The sequence below is a fragment of the Wolbachia endosymbiont of Culex quinquefasciatus Pel genome (assembly GCF_000073005.1).
Lineage (GTDB): Bacteria > Pseudomonadota > Alphaproteobacteria > Rickettsiales > Anaplasmataceae > Wolbachia.
This window is the reverse complement of sequence record NC_010981.1, coordinates 618,945-633,683: the sequence shown is the minus strand read 5'-3', so window position 1 is coordinate 633,683 and position 14,739 is coordinate 618,945. Positions and strand designations below refer to the sequence as shown.

Sequence of the window (14,739 nt, the reverse complement as noted above, 5' to 3'; positions counted from 1 at the left end):
ACTAGATGAAAATACGATGCTTTATGCACAGATGAGAAAGATTACTAAAAATCAAGAAGTAAGAACAAACATTTTTAAATTTGATGTGGCTGAAGTAGTTCAGAATCTGAAAGATAGAAAGGGAGCTAATGACTTTTTGCTTGGTAATAAAAGCGGCCAATTAAATATAGCACCATCTACTATCTATAATCCAGGAAAAATAAACTTTTTACAGTATGTAAGACGAACTGAAGGTGATGATTTAGTTGCTTTTCTTGCGAAAAAACAATCTTCTAATACGCAAGAATTGCATTTAGCAAGGCTTGCTAAGAGAGGACCAAAATCAAATTTTACTGTTTGTGAATGTGAAGATCCTATAGAACAATTGTATGTTAAAGACAATGGTCAAGGAGGTTTTATCGTCACTGCGGTAAGTGGAGAGAGTATTATAACTTTTAATAGAGAGAGCTCTGGAAAATCTTCTGAAGCAACGATAATACCGACAAGCAGTATCAAAGCTCTCAGTGATTTTGTTAATATCATTAACGGCCAATTGATGCCTAGTATTATTTCCAGCAGTACTGTGGCTCCTATAACTGTTACAGAGACGGTTGTGACTTCTAAGAAAACGACGACTGCTGCAATTACTAGCACAACAGAAACCGACACTGTAAAGACTACCAAATTAACAACAGAAGCATCAACTATCATTGTACCAACTTCCACAATGAGTAAATCTTCAACAGAGTCAACAACTCAGGCAAGTACAGTAACAGTGGAGTCAACAACAGTAGCATCAACTACCACTGCACCTACTTCTACAACGAGTAGGCCTTCAACAGAGTCAACAATTCAAACAAGTACAGTAACAGTGGGGCCAACAACAGTAGCAAAAACAACTACTACTCCACAAGCGACCACAGTTGCTACAACGTCAACTAGTGTGCCTTCGGAAACTGAGACAAGTACTGTAAAATCTACAGCAGCGACTGTTGAGTCAACTTTTACAGCAAGCAGTACTACGATGAGTAAGCCTTTAACAGAATTAACAACTAAGATGAGTACGTCATCAGAACCAACAACAGTAGCTGAAACTATTGCGACCTCACAAGCGACTATGATTACTACAATGCCAACTAATGTGACAACAACAAACTCAGAGGCAACTATACAAACAGTGTCCACTATATCAAATACTGGAACAAAGGTAACAACTCCTTTGTTCACTACAACTTTACTTCCTCAAACTACTCCTTCACCACAGCCCGCTCAGCTTGCTATAGAGTCTAATAGGGCAGGAATGATAGGTGGGTCTTTGGTTGGAGCGATAATAAGTATTGCTGGAATTATAGGATTCATAACATACAAATATGTTAAGGGTCGTAATTCTGCCCCTGTGTTAGAACTAACTAATTTCAATGATAGAAGGCGATCATCTTCAAGTGGCAATAGCGATGAAGAAATTTTTATCGCTAATAACAGAATGAGACATATATCTATGCGAACTATGGATCAATCTGAAACAGTGCTAAACAGTATATCGGTGGAGAGTAGTAGTCGGTCAAGAAGTAGCTCATCGTCTTCAAGCGGTGGACCAGGATCTTGACTGACTGAGCTAGAGTCTAAAAGTGAAAAAAGCTTATCTTGGGATAGCGATGATGTACCGGAATATCACCTTTAGCTATTTGTCTGAATGTTTTTAGTATGTAGACTGTTAGGAAATTTTCTTTTGCTTTTATGATTTTAATGTTAAAGTATAATTCCTAGGTGCAATAAGTAGCTGCTGTTGTGTGATAAACACAGCAGAGGAAAGTCCGAGCTCCAAGAAAAGGTAGTGACGGGTAACGCCCGCCGGAGGTAACTCCAGTTATAGGGCTACAGAAAATTACCGCCTAAATATTATTAGGTAAGGGTGAAAAGGTGTGGTAAGAGCACACCATAACAATGGCAACATTGGTAGTCAAGTAACCAACACTAGGAGCAAGATTAAATAGAAGTAGATTTTATGTTTTTCTCATATCTACTCGGGTAAATCGCACGAAGTAAATGGTAACATTTACTCCAGATAAATAGCTACATAAACAGAACTCGGCTTATATTTCACCTAGGCAATGCATGAATGTCAGCCATACTATGTAAATGTATCAAACATTTCACATACCCTGTACGCTCAATTTGACCACCTATATTCCTTTTACTTCTTGGCTTATCTCTTTATTTTATTTCCTTTTGAACTTAACAAAGCTTGAATTTTAACCGAGCTTTTCCTTTAACTAGTCATTCTCTATCTCTAAAGCCTTACTTTCTTACCTATAACTTTTTAGCTCCGCTTCCAACTTTTCTATCTTTTGTTGCAAATCTTTGTAAAGTTCTAAAAGACTGACCACGTTACCTCACTTTTAGGATTAGTTTTTATCTTACTAAATCTACCTTTTCGCTTCTTCAATCAACAAGTAAATAAAGCATTTCATGCGCTGTCCTTGACTTGTTCTGCTTGATAGTCACTACTGCTTTCGCTTATATTAACACTAGAGTATTCTTCATCGTCAACATACTCTTTTAGAACATATCCTCTACCCCAAACGGTTTCTATGTGGCTTATTCCGTCATTTGCACTTTCAAGTTTTTTACGTAATTTACACATAAAAACATCAACTATTTTGTTGTCTGAAGGTTCGTCCAAGCCATTGTAAAGATGGTTTAAAAACATTTCTTTTGTCAACACTGCTCCTTTACGCAATGCCAGCAATTCTATCATGGAATACTCTTTGTTAGTAAGGTGAACTGTTTTGCCTTTTACCTCAACAATCCTGTGATCAAAATTGATATTCATATTACCAATCTTTATCACTGATTCGGGATGGCCTTTAGTACGTCGGACTATGGCCTTAATTCGAGCTAATAATTCGCTCTTGTGAAATGGCTTGGTTAAGTAATCGTCGGCACCATACCCAAGTCCTTTAGCTTTATGGTTGGCAGCGGAGATACACGAAAGTATTAAAACAGGAACTTTGATTTTTGCACTTCTTAATCTTAACAGTATATCATATCCATCAATATCACCAGGCAGGTGTATATCTAGAATAACTAGATCGTAACAGTCTCCACCCGAGGAAACCATATTATTGTTATAATCTTGTGCAGAAGTAACAACGTCGCAAAAATGTCCATCAGAAGTTAAGGCATTAACTACAGTCCTTGCACTTACTTGATCATCTTCAATTAATAATATACGCATATTTTACACCCCATAAATAATTTATAATTTTAGTAATATATATAACCAAGGAAAGTAACAAATCAAATTTTTATTAATGAATAATAGAAATTACACTTATTAATTAATAGTTAATGTGTCGTTCCAAAATTATACAAATAGATCTAAAATACAATAGATATACTATAATAATACTATTTTTAGTAAATATTGAATAGAAGCTATTTTTATTAAAAGAATACTTAGGTTAATAGATATTTAAACTATTTTATACTTTTATGTTATATTTTTAATTTACTTATTCTACAGTTTTAAATTATAAGTAATACTTTCGGGAATATTGAGTGGTAATATCAGTTTTAGGTGCTGGCGCATGGGGTACAGCAATTGCGATTTCATTAAGTGGTAAGAAAAATGTAATTTTGTGGACTCGCAATAAGGCCATATTTGAATCAATTAAAGAGAAAAGAGAAAGTGACAAGCTACCTGATTGTCCAATTTCTGATAATGTATCAGTAAAATTAGCTATTGAAGATGCAGTGAATGCTTCAGTAATAATTCTAGCTGTTCCCACTCAGTCTCTAAGGGAGATATGTCATCAATTGAATGATTGTAACCTAAAAAAAAATGTAGCAATAATTTTGGCTTGTAAGGGAATAGAAAAATCTACATTAAAATTACCTAGTGAAGTAGTCAATGAAGTTTTACCTAATAATCCTCTTGCTGTTTTTTCTGGTCCTAGCTTTGCTATAGAAGTTGCAAGAAAATTACCATATTCGATGGTTCTTGCATGTCAAAATGAAGTATTAGGTTTAAAATTAGTATCAGAGCTACAGCAAGAAAATATTAAATTGTACCTTAGTAGCGATGTTATAGGAATACAGGTTTGTGCAGCGTTAAAGAATGTTTTTGCTATAGCATGTGGGGTTGTTCTAGGTAGGTTTGGGTTTAATGCTCATGCAGCATTAATTACGAAAAGTATGAGTGAAATTAAGGCTTTATACTCAGCAAAAGTTGGTGACGGCAATGTAGATATAAATACACTACTTGGACCAGCATGCTTAGGCGATTTGGTTGTGACATGCACATCATTAAATTCAAGAAATCTATCTTTTGGATCTAAAGTAGCTAATAGTAATGGTTCTAGTGCTCAGCAGATTTTATCAGAAGGTAAGTCGGTAATTGAAGGTTTTAACACTGCTAAGTCTGCATTTGATTTAGCAGAAAAGCTAAAGATAAAAATGCCCATATGTGAAGCGATCTATAGATTGCTATATGAAAATACTTCTATAGAAGATACTATTTCTGTTCTTGTAAATTAGTTTTATATTTCGGTATATTGTGAAATTTTTATATAAATTAATATCAACATGGTGGCTATCTGGCACGGTAAAACACATGCCAGGTACTATAGGCAGCTTGGCTGCTTACCCAATTGTTCCTATATTACTCAATGACAGAATTTTAGGTACAGCAATTATTTTTTTTTTATTCTTAGTTGGATTATGGTCTACAGGCAATTATATACAACATTACAAAGCTCCGCATGATCCAAAAGAGGTAGTAATTGATGAAGTAGTTGGTCAATTGCTGACAGTACTTCTAGTTTCAATATTATTAGAACAAGAAATGAATAGCTCTGTATTGTTGGTGTGCTTTTTCTCCTTTAGGTTTTTTGATATAATAAAAGTGTGGCCTATAAATTTGATTGATAAAAATACAAAAGGTCCTTTAGGTATTATGCTAGATGATGTTGTAGCTGCAATTTTAGCCTTTGTTTTTATAGGAGCCTTTTATTGTTTATTGTTGATTTATGCAGAATAAAAAAATTTGTTATTCAAGCTTAATTATTCAGAACCTAAAGGATTATATACTTTATGCAACGAATTTGTCCAAGTGGGAAATACATGACGAATTTGATAATGTTATATTTACAGTAAATGGTACCAGAGAATCGTTATTTAATTTTGTGTTTTGTGAAGATCAATGTACTGAGCTTTCCATATGCAGAACTCTAGATTATCTCAAAGCACGAAATATAGAAGCAACATGGATAATAAGTCCACGTATAAAAATAGGGGGTATTTTAGAAAAATGCGAAATAAAACACGTTAACGCACCAAAAAAAGTTTTACTCAATATAAAAGATTATTTTTTGCCTGATGATGCTGTTCCAAATTTGAAGTTCAATGTTGTAAATAGTAGTGAGCTCTTAGAGCAATTAGATTTACACACTTCTAAAATTTTTTATCATAGAATTAGTATTGTTAGCACGTTTTTTCGCCAATTATCGAATTATGATGATAAGAGCTCAAGGTTAAGATTTTTTCTTGTAATGCTAAATAACGAAATTGTTGGAACATGCGGTCTTTATATTCAAGACAGCATAGCTGGTTTTTATAGCGATGGAGTTTTACCAATTTACAGGGGTCGTGGAATAGGAACTCAAATGGTTCTAGAAAGAATAAAGATAGCTAGGCAATTTGAGTGCAAATACATAGTAGCACATTGCATGAAACCTTCTGTAAACCTTTATAAGAGATTAGGCTTTAGGGTATTGGGCAATCTTCACTTATATACCTCTTCAGTACAATCTCTTTGCTGAGAGGTTACAAATTTTTATATTTGTTTTAGAATACTATGTTTTTTTTGTATGAAATAGTTTTACTACTAATTCTAGTATTCTTCTTTTTCTCATATTCTAAATTAAAAATTAGTAATAAAATTAAGGACTTACAACATCAAAATGTTATCATAAATAATTTAATAGATACTGTGAATGATGGATTTTATATTTGGGACGCAAAAAAACGTATAGAAAAATTTTCTCCCAATTTACTAATTTTGCTTAATACTGTTTTTTATTCATTTAATGAGTTTGTAAATTTTTTTGAGCAATCAGAAAGCTTAATTAAAAGTTTTGCTGAGGCAAAGGAAATAAATAAATCTTTTACTCTAGATTTAAAGTCAAAAGACAGTGAGGTTTATTGCACATGTTATGGTAAAAGCATAATAGATTATTCTAATAATGTGATTGGTGTGTTGTTATGGATAAGGAATATCTCCGATTATAAGATAAAAGCTAATGAACTTGAGTTAGAAAATAGTAAGCTTATGCGAGAATTGGAGAGCTATAAAAAAATTTTTGACTCTTTACCATTTCCAATACTGAAGCACAATAAGAATAAAAAAGTAAGGTTTTATAACTTATTTTATGATAAATATATAGGCAGCTCTAAAAAATTTACTGTTGCGAGTGGCTCCTATAACGTAAAACCAGGAGAGTGTGTAATAACTTACAAGAACGAACCTAAGGTTTTTAATTTTGTTGAAGTTCCAGTGCAAAATTCTAATAGCATAGTAATGTATGGAAAAGATATTAGTGATGAAAAAAAATTACATACTGAGCTAAGCAATTGTTTAGCTGCACAAGAAAGTTTGCTTGAGAAGCTATCGATTGCTGTAGCGATATATAGTAAGAATCAAAAGCTAAAATTTTATAATAATGCTTTTATAAAAACTTTTCAGTTTGATCCAAAATTTTTGGAGTCTTATCCAACTTATCACGAGATTATGCTTCACCTATTTGAATCTAAAAAGCTTTTAGGAAAAAAGGATTTTCAAACTATTAATAATCAAAGACATGAGTTGTTCAAAAGATTACTGGAATCATATGGTGAAACAATACATTTCATGAATGGAAGAACGTTTAGAGTATTAACAATACCCTATGCTTCAGAGGGTCTACTATTTTCTTACGAAGAGTGCCAGAAATAACACTCAAATTCCTTCTCTCTCTACCATAAGCTGTTTTACTTTCGCTATCGCTTTTGCTGGGTTAAGCCCTTTCGGGCAGGTTTTTGTACAATTCATTATTGTATGACAACGATACAACTTAAATGGGTCGTTTAAAGAAGCAAGTCTTTCTTCTTTCTTATTATCACGACTGTCAGCAATCCATCTATAAGCTTGCAGTAATATCGCTGGCCCTAAAAATTTATCACCATTCCACCAATAGCTTGGGCAACCAGTCGAACAGCAAGCACATAGTATACAATCAGACAGACCATCCAATTTTTTTCTATCTTCAGGAGATTGAAAGTATTCTTTATTTTGTAAGGCAGATTTATCTGTTTGTAACCAAGGTTTAATCGATTTGTATTGCTCATAAAATTGGCTTAGATCTGGAACTAGATCCTTTACTATATACATATGAGGTAGTGGATATATTTTTACTTCACCTTTTATATCATGTATAGATTTAGTGCATGCAAGAGTGTTGGTACCATCAATATTCATTGCACAAGATCCGCATATTCCTTCTCTACAAGAGCGTCTAAAAGTTAAGGTTGAATCTATTTCATCCTTTATTTTTATTAATACATCAAGTACCATAGGGCCACAATTATCCATATCGATAAAAAATGTGTCTATTCTTGGATTTTTATCATCATCAGCAGACCAACGATAAATTTGAAATCTTCTAATATTTTTTGCTCCAGTAGGAGTAGGATAAATCTTGCCCTTTTTATTAACTTTAGAATTTTTTGGTAAAGAAAACTGAACCATATTGCTTACCTTTTACAGCTAAAACCCCTTTTTTGTAAATAACATATTTTGGTATTATCTACCATACTTTTCCTTTTCAAATTCAAGCAAAGCTAAAATCTTGCTCTCTAAACTTTTCATTATAATTTCTTCATCTTCTTTTTGATGATCATAGCCAAGTAAATGCAGCAATCCATGAACTAACATGTGTGCAGTGTGAGTGAGGATAGATATACAGTACTCATGAGACTCTCTTTCTATTGTATCTACTGCAATTGCTATGTCTCCTAGATCACATTCACTAGATAACTGTTCGCATGGAAATGATAGTACATTAGTTGGCTTATCTATTTCTCTAAACTTAAGATTAAGTTGATGTAGCAAGTTATCATCAGCGAGAGCTATTGATATATTTGGTTTATAATGATCTATTTTTAATTCTTTTAGAGAAGCATTAATAATATTTAATACAAAACTCTGTGGGTCCTTCGTAATACTATGCCACCTCTTATCAAGAATGCTCACTTCTAACATTCGCTCATCCTTATTATTTCATTCCACTCAGTCTCTAAAACTGGAGAAACTGATAAACGTGATTGTTTTAATATAACCATATTTTTCAAAAGTGGGTTTTGTTTTATACTGTTTAACGTCACTTGGTTACTTAAAGGTTTCAAAAATTTTACATTCACTAGTCCAAATTTGGAATTATAAACATGATAATACTCCTTTAATACTTCAACTATTCCAAGTATAACTCTCTCTTTACCTGTATGATAAAAAAATGCAAGATCGCCTAATTTCATAGCTCTCATGTAATTTTGAGCTTGATAATTGCATACACCATTCCACTGCGTCACCTGCTCCTTTTCCATTTTTTGCCAGGAGTATTCGCTTGGTTCTGACTTTAGTAGCCAAAATTGCATTATTTTTTTCTTCTTAAATAAGCTGGTATATCATAAACATTGCTGCCCCACTTAACTCTTTCATTTGTTTGCTCAGTTGAAGCATATTCTTTTGTTTCTAATATTGGAATTTGATTATAAGGCCATTTAAAATTTTTTTCCTCTGCTGGGATCTTGTTTTGATTAACAGATGAATTGTCGTTACAGCTATCAATGCCAGTTGCAAGAACAGAAACTCTAACTCTTCCTTCCATCGCCTGATCAAAAGTAGCACCAAATATTATATTTGCATTTTCATCCACTTCTTCACGCACTCTATTTGCTGCAGAATCAACTTCAAATAGAGTCATATCTCCACCACCAGTAATATTAATCAATATTCCTTGCGCACCTTTCATTGATACATTGTCAAGCAATGGATTAGATATCGCAGCCTCTGCAGCACTAATTGCCCTATCTTCTCCTTCTGCCTCTCCAGTACCAATCATTGCTTTACCCATCTCACTCATTACTGTTTCTATATCAGCAAAATCAAGATTAATCAGTCCTGGCATGATCATCAAATCAGTTACTCCTCTTATGCCAATATGTAGAACATTATCGGCGAGTTGAAATGCGTCAGCAAATGTAGTTTTCTCGTTAGCAATTCTAAATAAATTTTGATTGGGAATGACAATAAGTGTATCTACGTATTTTTGCAACTCTTCAAGTCCAAGCTCTGCAATGCGCATACGTCGCACACCTTCAAAACCGAACGGCTTAGTTACAACTCCAACAGTCAGTATCTTTTTTTCTTTTGCTCCTTTATCTTTAACTACCGCTCTTGCTTCTCTTGCTGCTTTTGCAATTACCGGTGCAGCACCTGTTCCAGTACCACCACCCATACCTGCTGTGATAAAGAGCATATGGCTATCTTTTATATGCTCCATAATCTCATCAATTGATTCTTCTGCTGCACCTTTACCAACATCAGGTAAAGCACCAGCACCAAGACCCTTAGTTAAGTTGATACCAAGTTGAATTTTTTTATCACACAATGACTTCTCTAACGCTTGAGCATCGGTATTTGCTACGACAAAATTTACCCCTTGCAAATTGGATTGGATCATGTTGTTTACAGCATTTCCGCCAGCACCACCCACTCCCACAACGGTAATCCTTGGGTGTAATACAGGTAGCTCTGGTAAACTAAGGTCGATTGACATTTAAATTTTACTCAAATATTAGTGAATTCACTTGATAACAAGTTACTGCTTTTTTAACAATATGCAAACATTTTTCATTTTGACATACGCAAACAGTAAACAAGATTTACTTATTCTTAACATTGTTAATCAGTAGGTATAATAATTGCAGGCTTTCAAACAGTACTACTTAGAATGCAAAAAAAATTGTGAAAAAGGGATAGAAGCCTATCCCTTTGCTTTGTCAAAGTTACTTAGAGAATGCTTTTTGCTCCCCCAACTGCTGAGACAACAGTCTCAAAGAATTTTGTACGGACAGTTTCATCACCACTAAATTCTAGCTTATCACCATTAGCTTTAGGCTTATTATCACCTTCTTTTACACAAGCATTAAGTACACCTTGGTTTACTTCCTCAATTTGACTTGCCTTATTATTGTTTTTATATGCAAGCACAGGTGCAGTTATTAAAGCTGCTACTGCAGCAACAATCACCAAACTAGCAATGAGCGGATGAGCAACTGCAAATGCAGACATTGCAGTAATAGCAGGACTAACAAGTGTTGCAGCCTTTGTTCCAACTGTACCAACAAAAGTTGCATAAGCTGGACTTAAGAAATAAGCAGCTGTAAGTGAAGTTACTAGTGCAATTGCTGCAAAAGTAGCAGCTGTTTTATACGGATGTTCTTTTACAAAATTACAACCCTTACCATAAACTTCTCCAGCTTTAGTTTTGATTGTTTCTACTGTCATCATAACCATACTCCTAAAATATTAAAATTTCACTAAGGATAGTATGCGGCAAAAAAGAGTTACCTGTCAAGTAAATTAATTTATTTATACATTCTTATTCTGTAATTCAGCGCTTCTGCAATGTGTGCTTTCTTTACCTCTTCACTTTTTACAAGATCTGCAATGGTTCTTGCGACTCTTAATACGCGTGTATAGCCTCGATTGGAAATGTAATTTTCTTTCAGTACGTATTTTAGCAATTCTAACCCTTCCTGATCTGGTTCAGTGAATTTATTTAATGCTTCACCACTGACTTCTGCATTGCAACGAATATTAAATTTACTATAACGCTCAGTTTGAATTTTCCTCGCTGCTATCACCCTTCCTCTTATAGCCTCGGTACTTTCTCCCTCCACAGAGATTTCAGGAGAAAGTATGCTAACATTTGGCATTTCAATGCATATGTCTATTCTATCAAGCAAAGGTCCTGATATTTTATTTCTATAATCTGTGCCGCATTTTGGAGCTTTATTGCACGATCTACTTGCATCACCTAAGTAACCGCACCTGCAGGGATTCATTGCAGCTATAAGTTGAAAATTAGCTGGATAAGTAATGTGAGCATTTGCACGTGCAATAGTTACCTTTCTATCTTCAAGTGGTTGGCGTAGAGAATCAAGCACAAGCCTTGGAAATTCAGGTAGCTCATCAAGAAATAACACACCATTGTGAGCCATGGTGATTTCCCCAGGCTTTGCATTTTTTCCTCCTCCTATCATCGCTGGCATGGAGCATGAATGATGAGGTTCACGAAAGGGACGAGTTACTTTAAATGTTTCGTTACCGGCTTTTGTTATGCTAGAGATAATATTCACATCAATCATCTCTTGTTCAGTTAAATCGGGTAATAGCCCTATAAATCGCTTAGCAAGCATTGACTTTCCAGTACCAGGAGGTCCAACAAGAAGCATATTGTGTCCACCTGCTGCTGCAATTTCAGCTGCTCTTTTTGCAACAACTTGACCTTTAATATCCTTTATATCTGGAACTGAATTTTTTTCTTTGGGCGCAGCGCTATAGTTAAAAGTTACCGGCTGAATTAACTGCTCACCCTTAAAATGTCTGATAATATCGGTTAATTTCTCTATAGCCAGAATAGAAACATTCTTTACCCATGAAGCTTCTATTCCATTTCCCCTTGGGCAAATTACTCCTTTATTTGACTGTTTTGCATTGATTGCTGTTGGAAGTACTCCTGAGATTGGTATGACTCTGCTGTCTAGTGCAAGCTCGCCCATAATTATATAAGACTGAACTTTTTCAACTGGTATCACACTCATTACAACAAGTAATCCAACAGCAATAGCTAAGTCATAATGACTACCTTCTTTAAGCAAATCCGCAGGGGAAAGATTAACCGTAATCCTTTTTGTAGGTAACAGAAGATTGATTGAATTTAACGCTGCTCTGATACGCTCTCTGGATTCTGCAACAGTTTTATCCGGCAGTCCAACAATATTAAAAGCTGGAATACCATTTGCCATGTGAATTTGTGCATTAACATTTACTGTGCTGGTTCCCTGAAGAGCAACGGTATTTATATTTGCAATCATACTATATTATATAAAGTTATTAATATAATATATTGACAAAGTAACGAAGTAAACAGTAGCTGTTAAAAGTGGTTTAATTTAGCAAAAAAGTGTAGTACTCTATCACTTTGCTGATTATATATGTTTATAAGAATAATCGCTTTTCTTTTGCTATATTCAAGCGCAGTTTTCTGTAGTGATTGTAACTTTAACTTACCGTATCGTGGGCTCAGTTGTGATTTGGATCTATCATATAGAAATTTAAGTAATATAAAGAAATTATTGAATAACAAAGATAAGTTTGTTGCACTTACGTTTGATGATGGTCCATCTTATAATAGATCAGGAGATATTATTAATATCCTGGAGAGCAATAAAACAAAAGCGACATTTTTTGTGCTTGGTGAGCGTATAAATAAAAAAACATCTGAAATAGTAAACAAAATCCATAAAGCAGGTCATGAATTAGGTAATCATTCTTGGTCGCATAGGAAGTTGACATCACTTTCAAGTGAGGAGCAATTGCAAGAACTGGAAAAGACAAATGTGGCAATTAAAAATGCAACAGAACAGAATGTAAAATGGTTTCGCCCACCATATGGATGTCATAACGATAATTTGATCGAAAATACTAATCGATTAAATATGTATTCCATATTATGGACAGTCGATTCTCTGGATTGGCAAGGTGATAAATCAGAGATTTTGGTTGAAAGAGTTTTAAGCAATGTACATAATGGAGCGATTATATTGTTCCATGATCACGATAACAAATCAAATACAGTTGAAGCTTTACCTCAGATTATTGAAATACTAAAAAAATCGGGTTACAAACTTGTTACCTTAAGTGAGTGGGAAGAAAGGGTTTGTGATGTAGTGAAAGCTAGAAATGTGCCAATAAAAGGAGGATGAGTGCGTTCTAAAGGAATTCTATGTGGACAAAAAACAAGGTCTTCAACCGTAGGTCATTCATATTAGGTGGTATTCAGCTTACTATTTCTGCTATTTTTAGTTGTAGGTTGTATACTTTACAAGTACGAGATAGACAAAAATATGAAGTGCTATCCAATAATAATAGGATAAAAGTTGTTACTATTGTGCCTAAACGAGGCAGGATTTTGGATAGGAATAGCGTTGAACTCGCAGTAAACAAAATTTCGTATATTGTTTTATTTGATGGGCAAAAAACCTTTACTAGGGAAGTTGATTTGCAGATGTTATCAGAAATTAAACCTGATACAACAAAATCATCAGATACAAAAATAACTGCTCTTTATAAACGTTATTACCCGTTTGGTTCGATATGTTCTCATATAATCGGATATACAAAAAAACAGCAAGACATAAATGAAGCAGGGGTTAGTGGAATTGAATATACATATGATCATGTATTAAAAGGCAAGACCGGAAAATCTGAGCAGGAAATAAATTCTAAGAAGCGTATCATGAGAGAGTTATCTAGCATACCGCAGCAAGATGGACAAGATATACAGCTGACAATTGATGTTGATTTACAGAAGAAAATTGCAGAGATATTTAAAGATCACCAAGGTTCCACAGTGGTAATTGATGTAAATAACGGAGAAATTTTAGCATTATATAATTCACCTTCTTACGATAATAATCTTTTCACTAGCAGATTATCAAATGAAACTTGGAAAAATTTAAACAATCCTTCATTACCGCTTGTAAACCGTGCATTATCATATCAAATTCCACCTGGTTCAATATTTAAAATAATAGATGCGCTTGCGGGTTTAAAAGATGGAATAATAACACCAGAAGAAAAGTTCTCGTGTAGGGGCTATATGAAAATAGGTGAACGAAAATTTCGTTGCCTAAAAAGCAAAGTCCATGGATATGTATCTTTAAACGAGGCAATGGCCTTCTCATGCAACACTTACTTTTATAATATAGGAAAAAAAATAAATGTAGATTCTCTACTAGAAATGGCTAGCAAATTTGGTATAGGAAGTGGACCATTAATTGGAATGTTTAAGGAAGAAGCTCCGGGATTGTTGCCTGATGTGGATTGGCGTGCACGCAAGCTATATTCAGAGTGGTATTTAGGTGATACCATTAACTTAGTTATAGGACAAGGGTATTTACTTACAACGCCATTACAGCTTGCAGTTCTTGCAGCGAGGGTTGCAACAGGAAAGGAGGTAATTCCCCACATTGAGATGAGTAAATCAGGGCAAGACTTTCTTGATATTGATGTGAATCATGAGCATCTTAGTGTGGTTCGAAAAGCTATGTTTGACGTGGTGAATTCTAACTATAGAAAAGGACTAGGCAGTATACAAATTGCTGGCAAAACCGGAACACCAGAGATAAACTCTAAAGGTGAAAGTCATAAATTGTTTATCGCTTATGGCCCCTACCATGATCCGCGCTATGCAATCTCAGTGTTTATAGAACATGGTAAAACTCCACGCCAAGATGTTGCAATTGCTAGTGAGATATTGCAATATATGCTTGAAAAATGAACTTATGAAATTGCCATATATGTTACTTGTAATTTATATATTCAAATCAGAGCTTTGAGGTTAAAAAAAAGAAACGAAAATTGCATAAACCTTT

The 14,739-nt window shown here is 34.2% G+C and carries 14 protein-coding genes and 1 other RNA gene; 8 read left to right on the top strand and 7 right to left on the bottom strand.

What is annotated here, in order from left to right; translation table 11 throughout:
- Positions 1–16 precede the first annotated feature (16 nt).
- A complete protein-coding gene (locus WP_RS02895; RefSeq protein WP_231834425.1) occupies positions 17–1,585 on the top strand; it encodes a hypothetical protein in 1,569 nt (522 codons plus the stop codon).
- A 157-nt stretch (positions 1,586–1,742) separates the two neighbouring features.
- Positions 1,743–2,091: RNase P RNA component class A (rnpB, locus tag WP_RS06945), an RNA gene on the top strand.
- Between the two features lie 355 nt (positions 2,092–2,446).
- On the opposite strand, the gene WP_RS02890 is transcribed toward rnpB, so the two are convergent.
- On the bottom strand, positions 2,447–3,217 hold the full coding sequence (locus WP_RS02890; RefSeq protein ID WP_007302014.1) for a response regulator transcription factor: 771 nt from the start codon (positions 3,215–3,217) through the stop codon (positions 2,447–2,449).
- 323 nt (positions 3,218–3,540) lie between these two features.
- Between WP_RS02890 and WP_RS02885 the strand changes: the two genes are divergently transcribed.
- Genes WP_RS02885 through WP_RS02870 form a run of 4 tightly spaced genes read left to right on the top strand, consistent with a single transcriptional unit; the run spans position 3,541 to position 6,973 of the window.
- A complete protein-coding gene (locus WP_RS02885) occupies positions 3,541–4,518 on the top strand; it encodes an NAD(P)H-dependent glycerol-3-phosphate dehydrogenase (protein ID WP_007302013.1) in 978 nt (325 codons plus the stop codon).
- 19 nt (positions 4,519–4,537) lie between these two features.
- Positions 4,538–5,020 carry a phosphatidylglycerophosphatase A family protein gene (locus WP_RS02880; protein ID WP_012481861.1) on the top strand — a complete coding sequence of 161 codons (483 nt, stop codon included), beginning with the start codon at positions 4,538–4,540 and terminating at the stop codon, positions 5,018–5,020.
- On the top strand, positions 5,010–5,801 hold the full coding sequence (locus WP_RS02875; RefSeq protein ID WP_007302011.1) for a GNAT family N-acetyltransferase: 792 nt from the start codon (positions 5,010–5,012) through the stop codon (positions 5,799–5,801). The genes WP_RS02880 and WP_RS02875 overlap by 11 nt, the downstream gene beginning before the upstream one ends.
- 35 nt (positions 5,802–5,836) lie before the next feature.
- Positions 5,837–6,973 carry a hypothetical protein gene (locus WP_RS02870; protein WP_007302010.1) on the top strand — a complete coding sequence of 379 codons (1,137 nt, stop codon included), beginning with the start codon at positions 5,837–5,839 and terminating at the stop codon, positions 6,971–6,973.
- Between the two features lie 3 nt (positions 6,974–6,976).
- Here WP_RS02870 and WP_RS02865 read toward each other — a convergent pair whose 3' ends face one another.
- The 6 genes from WP_RS02865 to WP_RS02840 form a co-directional block, all read right to left on the bottom strand.
- Entirely contained in the window at positions 6,977–7,765 is a 789-nt protein-coding gene (locus WP_RS02865) for a succinate dehydrogenase iron-sulfur subunit (protein ID WP_007302009.1), read from the bottom strand.
- 54 nt (positions 7,766–7,819) lie between these two features.
- A complete protein-coding gene (gene ybeY / locus WP_RS02860; protein WP_007302008.1) occupies positions 7,820–8,278 on the bottom strand; it encodes an rRNA maturation RNase YbeY in 459 nt (152 codons plus the stop codon).
- Entirely contained in the window at positions 8,272–8,670 is a 399-nt protein-coding gene (locus WP_RS02855) for an EVE domain-containing protein (RefSeq protein WP_007302007.1), read from the bottom strand. Before WP_RS02855 ends, ybeY begins: the two co-directional genes overlap by 7 nt.
- Positions 8,670–9,854, bottom strand: a complete 1,185-nt coding sequence (gene ftsZ / locus WP_RS02850) for a cell division protein FtsZ (RefSeq protein WP_012481860.1) — start codon at positions 9,852–9,854, stop codon at positions 8,670–8,672. The genes WP_RS02855 and ftsZ overlap by 1 nt, the downstream gene beginning before the upstream one ends.
- Before the next feature lie 233 nt (positions 9,855–10,087).
- Positions 10,088–10,588 (bottom strand): hypothetical protein, encoded by a 501-nt coding sequence (locus tag WP_RS02845; RefSeq protein ID WP_370397692.1) that lies wholly within the window; start codon positions 10,586–10,588, stop codon positions 10,088–10,090.
- Positions 10,589–10,665: 77 nt separating this feature from the next.
- Entirely contained in the window at positions 10,666–12,177 is a 1,512-nt protein-coding gene (locus WP_RS02840; RefSeq protein WP_007302004.1) for a YifB family Mg chelatase-like AAA ATPase, read from the bottom strand.
- A gap of 120 nt (positions 12,178–12,297) precedes the next feature.
- Between WP_RS02840 and WP_RS02835 the strand changes: the two genes are divergently transcribed.
- Positions 12,298–13,068: a polysaccharide deacetylase family protein gene (locus WP_RS02835; protein WP_007302003.1), complete on the top strand. Its 771-nt coding sequence runs from the start codon at positions 12,298–12,300 to the stop codon at positions 13,066–13,068.
- Between the two features lie 20 nt (positions 13,069–13,088).
- Entirely contained in the window at positions 13,089–14,645 is a 1,557-nt protein-coding gene (locus tag WP_RS02830; protein ID WP_007302002.1) for a penicillin-binding transpeptidase domain-containing protein, read from the top strand.
- Positions 14,646–14,739: the final 94 nt, after the last annotated feature.

Bases quoted from the DNA above. Each gene is read 5' to 3' on its own strand.
- WP_RS02895 (WP_231834425.1), top strand. From the start codon at position 17: ATGCTTTATGCACAGATGAGAAAGATTACTAAAAATCAAGAAGTAAGA.
- WP_RS02890 (WP_007302014.1), bottom strand. From the start codon at position 3,217: ATGCGTATATTATTAATTGAAGATGATCAAGTAAGTGCAAGGACTGTA.
- WP_RS02875 (WP_007302011.1), top strand. From the start codon at position 5,010: ATGCAGAATAAAAAAATTTGTTATTCAAGCTTAATTATTCAGAACCTA.
- WP_RS02870 (WP_007302010.1), top strand. From the start codon at position 5,837: ATGTTTTTTTTGTATGAAATAGTTTTACTACTAATTCTAGTATTCTTC.
- WP_RS02865 (WP_007302009.1), bottom strand. From the start codon at position 7,765: ATGGTTCAGTTTTCTTTACCAAAAAATTCTAAAGTTAATAAAAAGGGC.
- ybeY (WP_007302008.1), bottom strand. From the start codon at position 8,278: ATGTTAGAAGTGAGCATTCTTGATAAGAGGTGGCATAGTATTACGAAG.
- WP_RS02855 (WP_007302007.1), bottom strand. From the start codon at position 8,670: ATGCAATTTTGGCTACTAAAGTCAGAACCAAGCGAATACTCCTGGCAA.
- ftsZ (WP_012481860.1), bottom strand. From the start codon at position 9,854: ATGTCAATCGACCTTAGTTTACCAGAGCTACCTGTATTACACCCAAGG.
- WP_RS02845 (WP_370397692.1), bottom strand. From the start codon at position 10,588: ATGATGACAGTAGAAACAATCAAAACTAAAGCTGGAGAAGTTTATGGT.
- WP_RS02840 (WP_007302004.1), bottom strand. From the start codon at position 12,177: ATGATTGCAAATATAAATACCGTTGCTCTTCAGGGAACCAGCACAGTA.
- WP_RS02835 (WP_007302003.1), top strand. From the start codon at position 12,298: ATGTTTATAAGAATAATCGCTTTTCTTTTGCTATATTCAAGCGCAGTT.
- WP_RS02830 (WP_007302002.1), top strand. From the start codon at position 13,089: ATGTGGACAAAAAACAAGGTCTTCAACCGTAGGTCATTCATATTAGGT.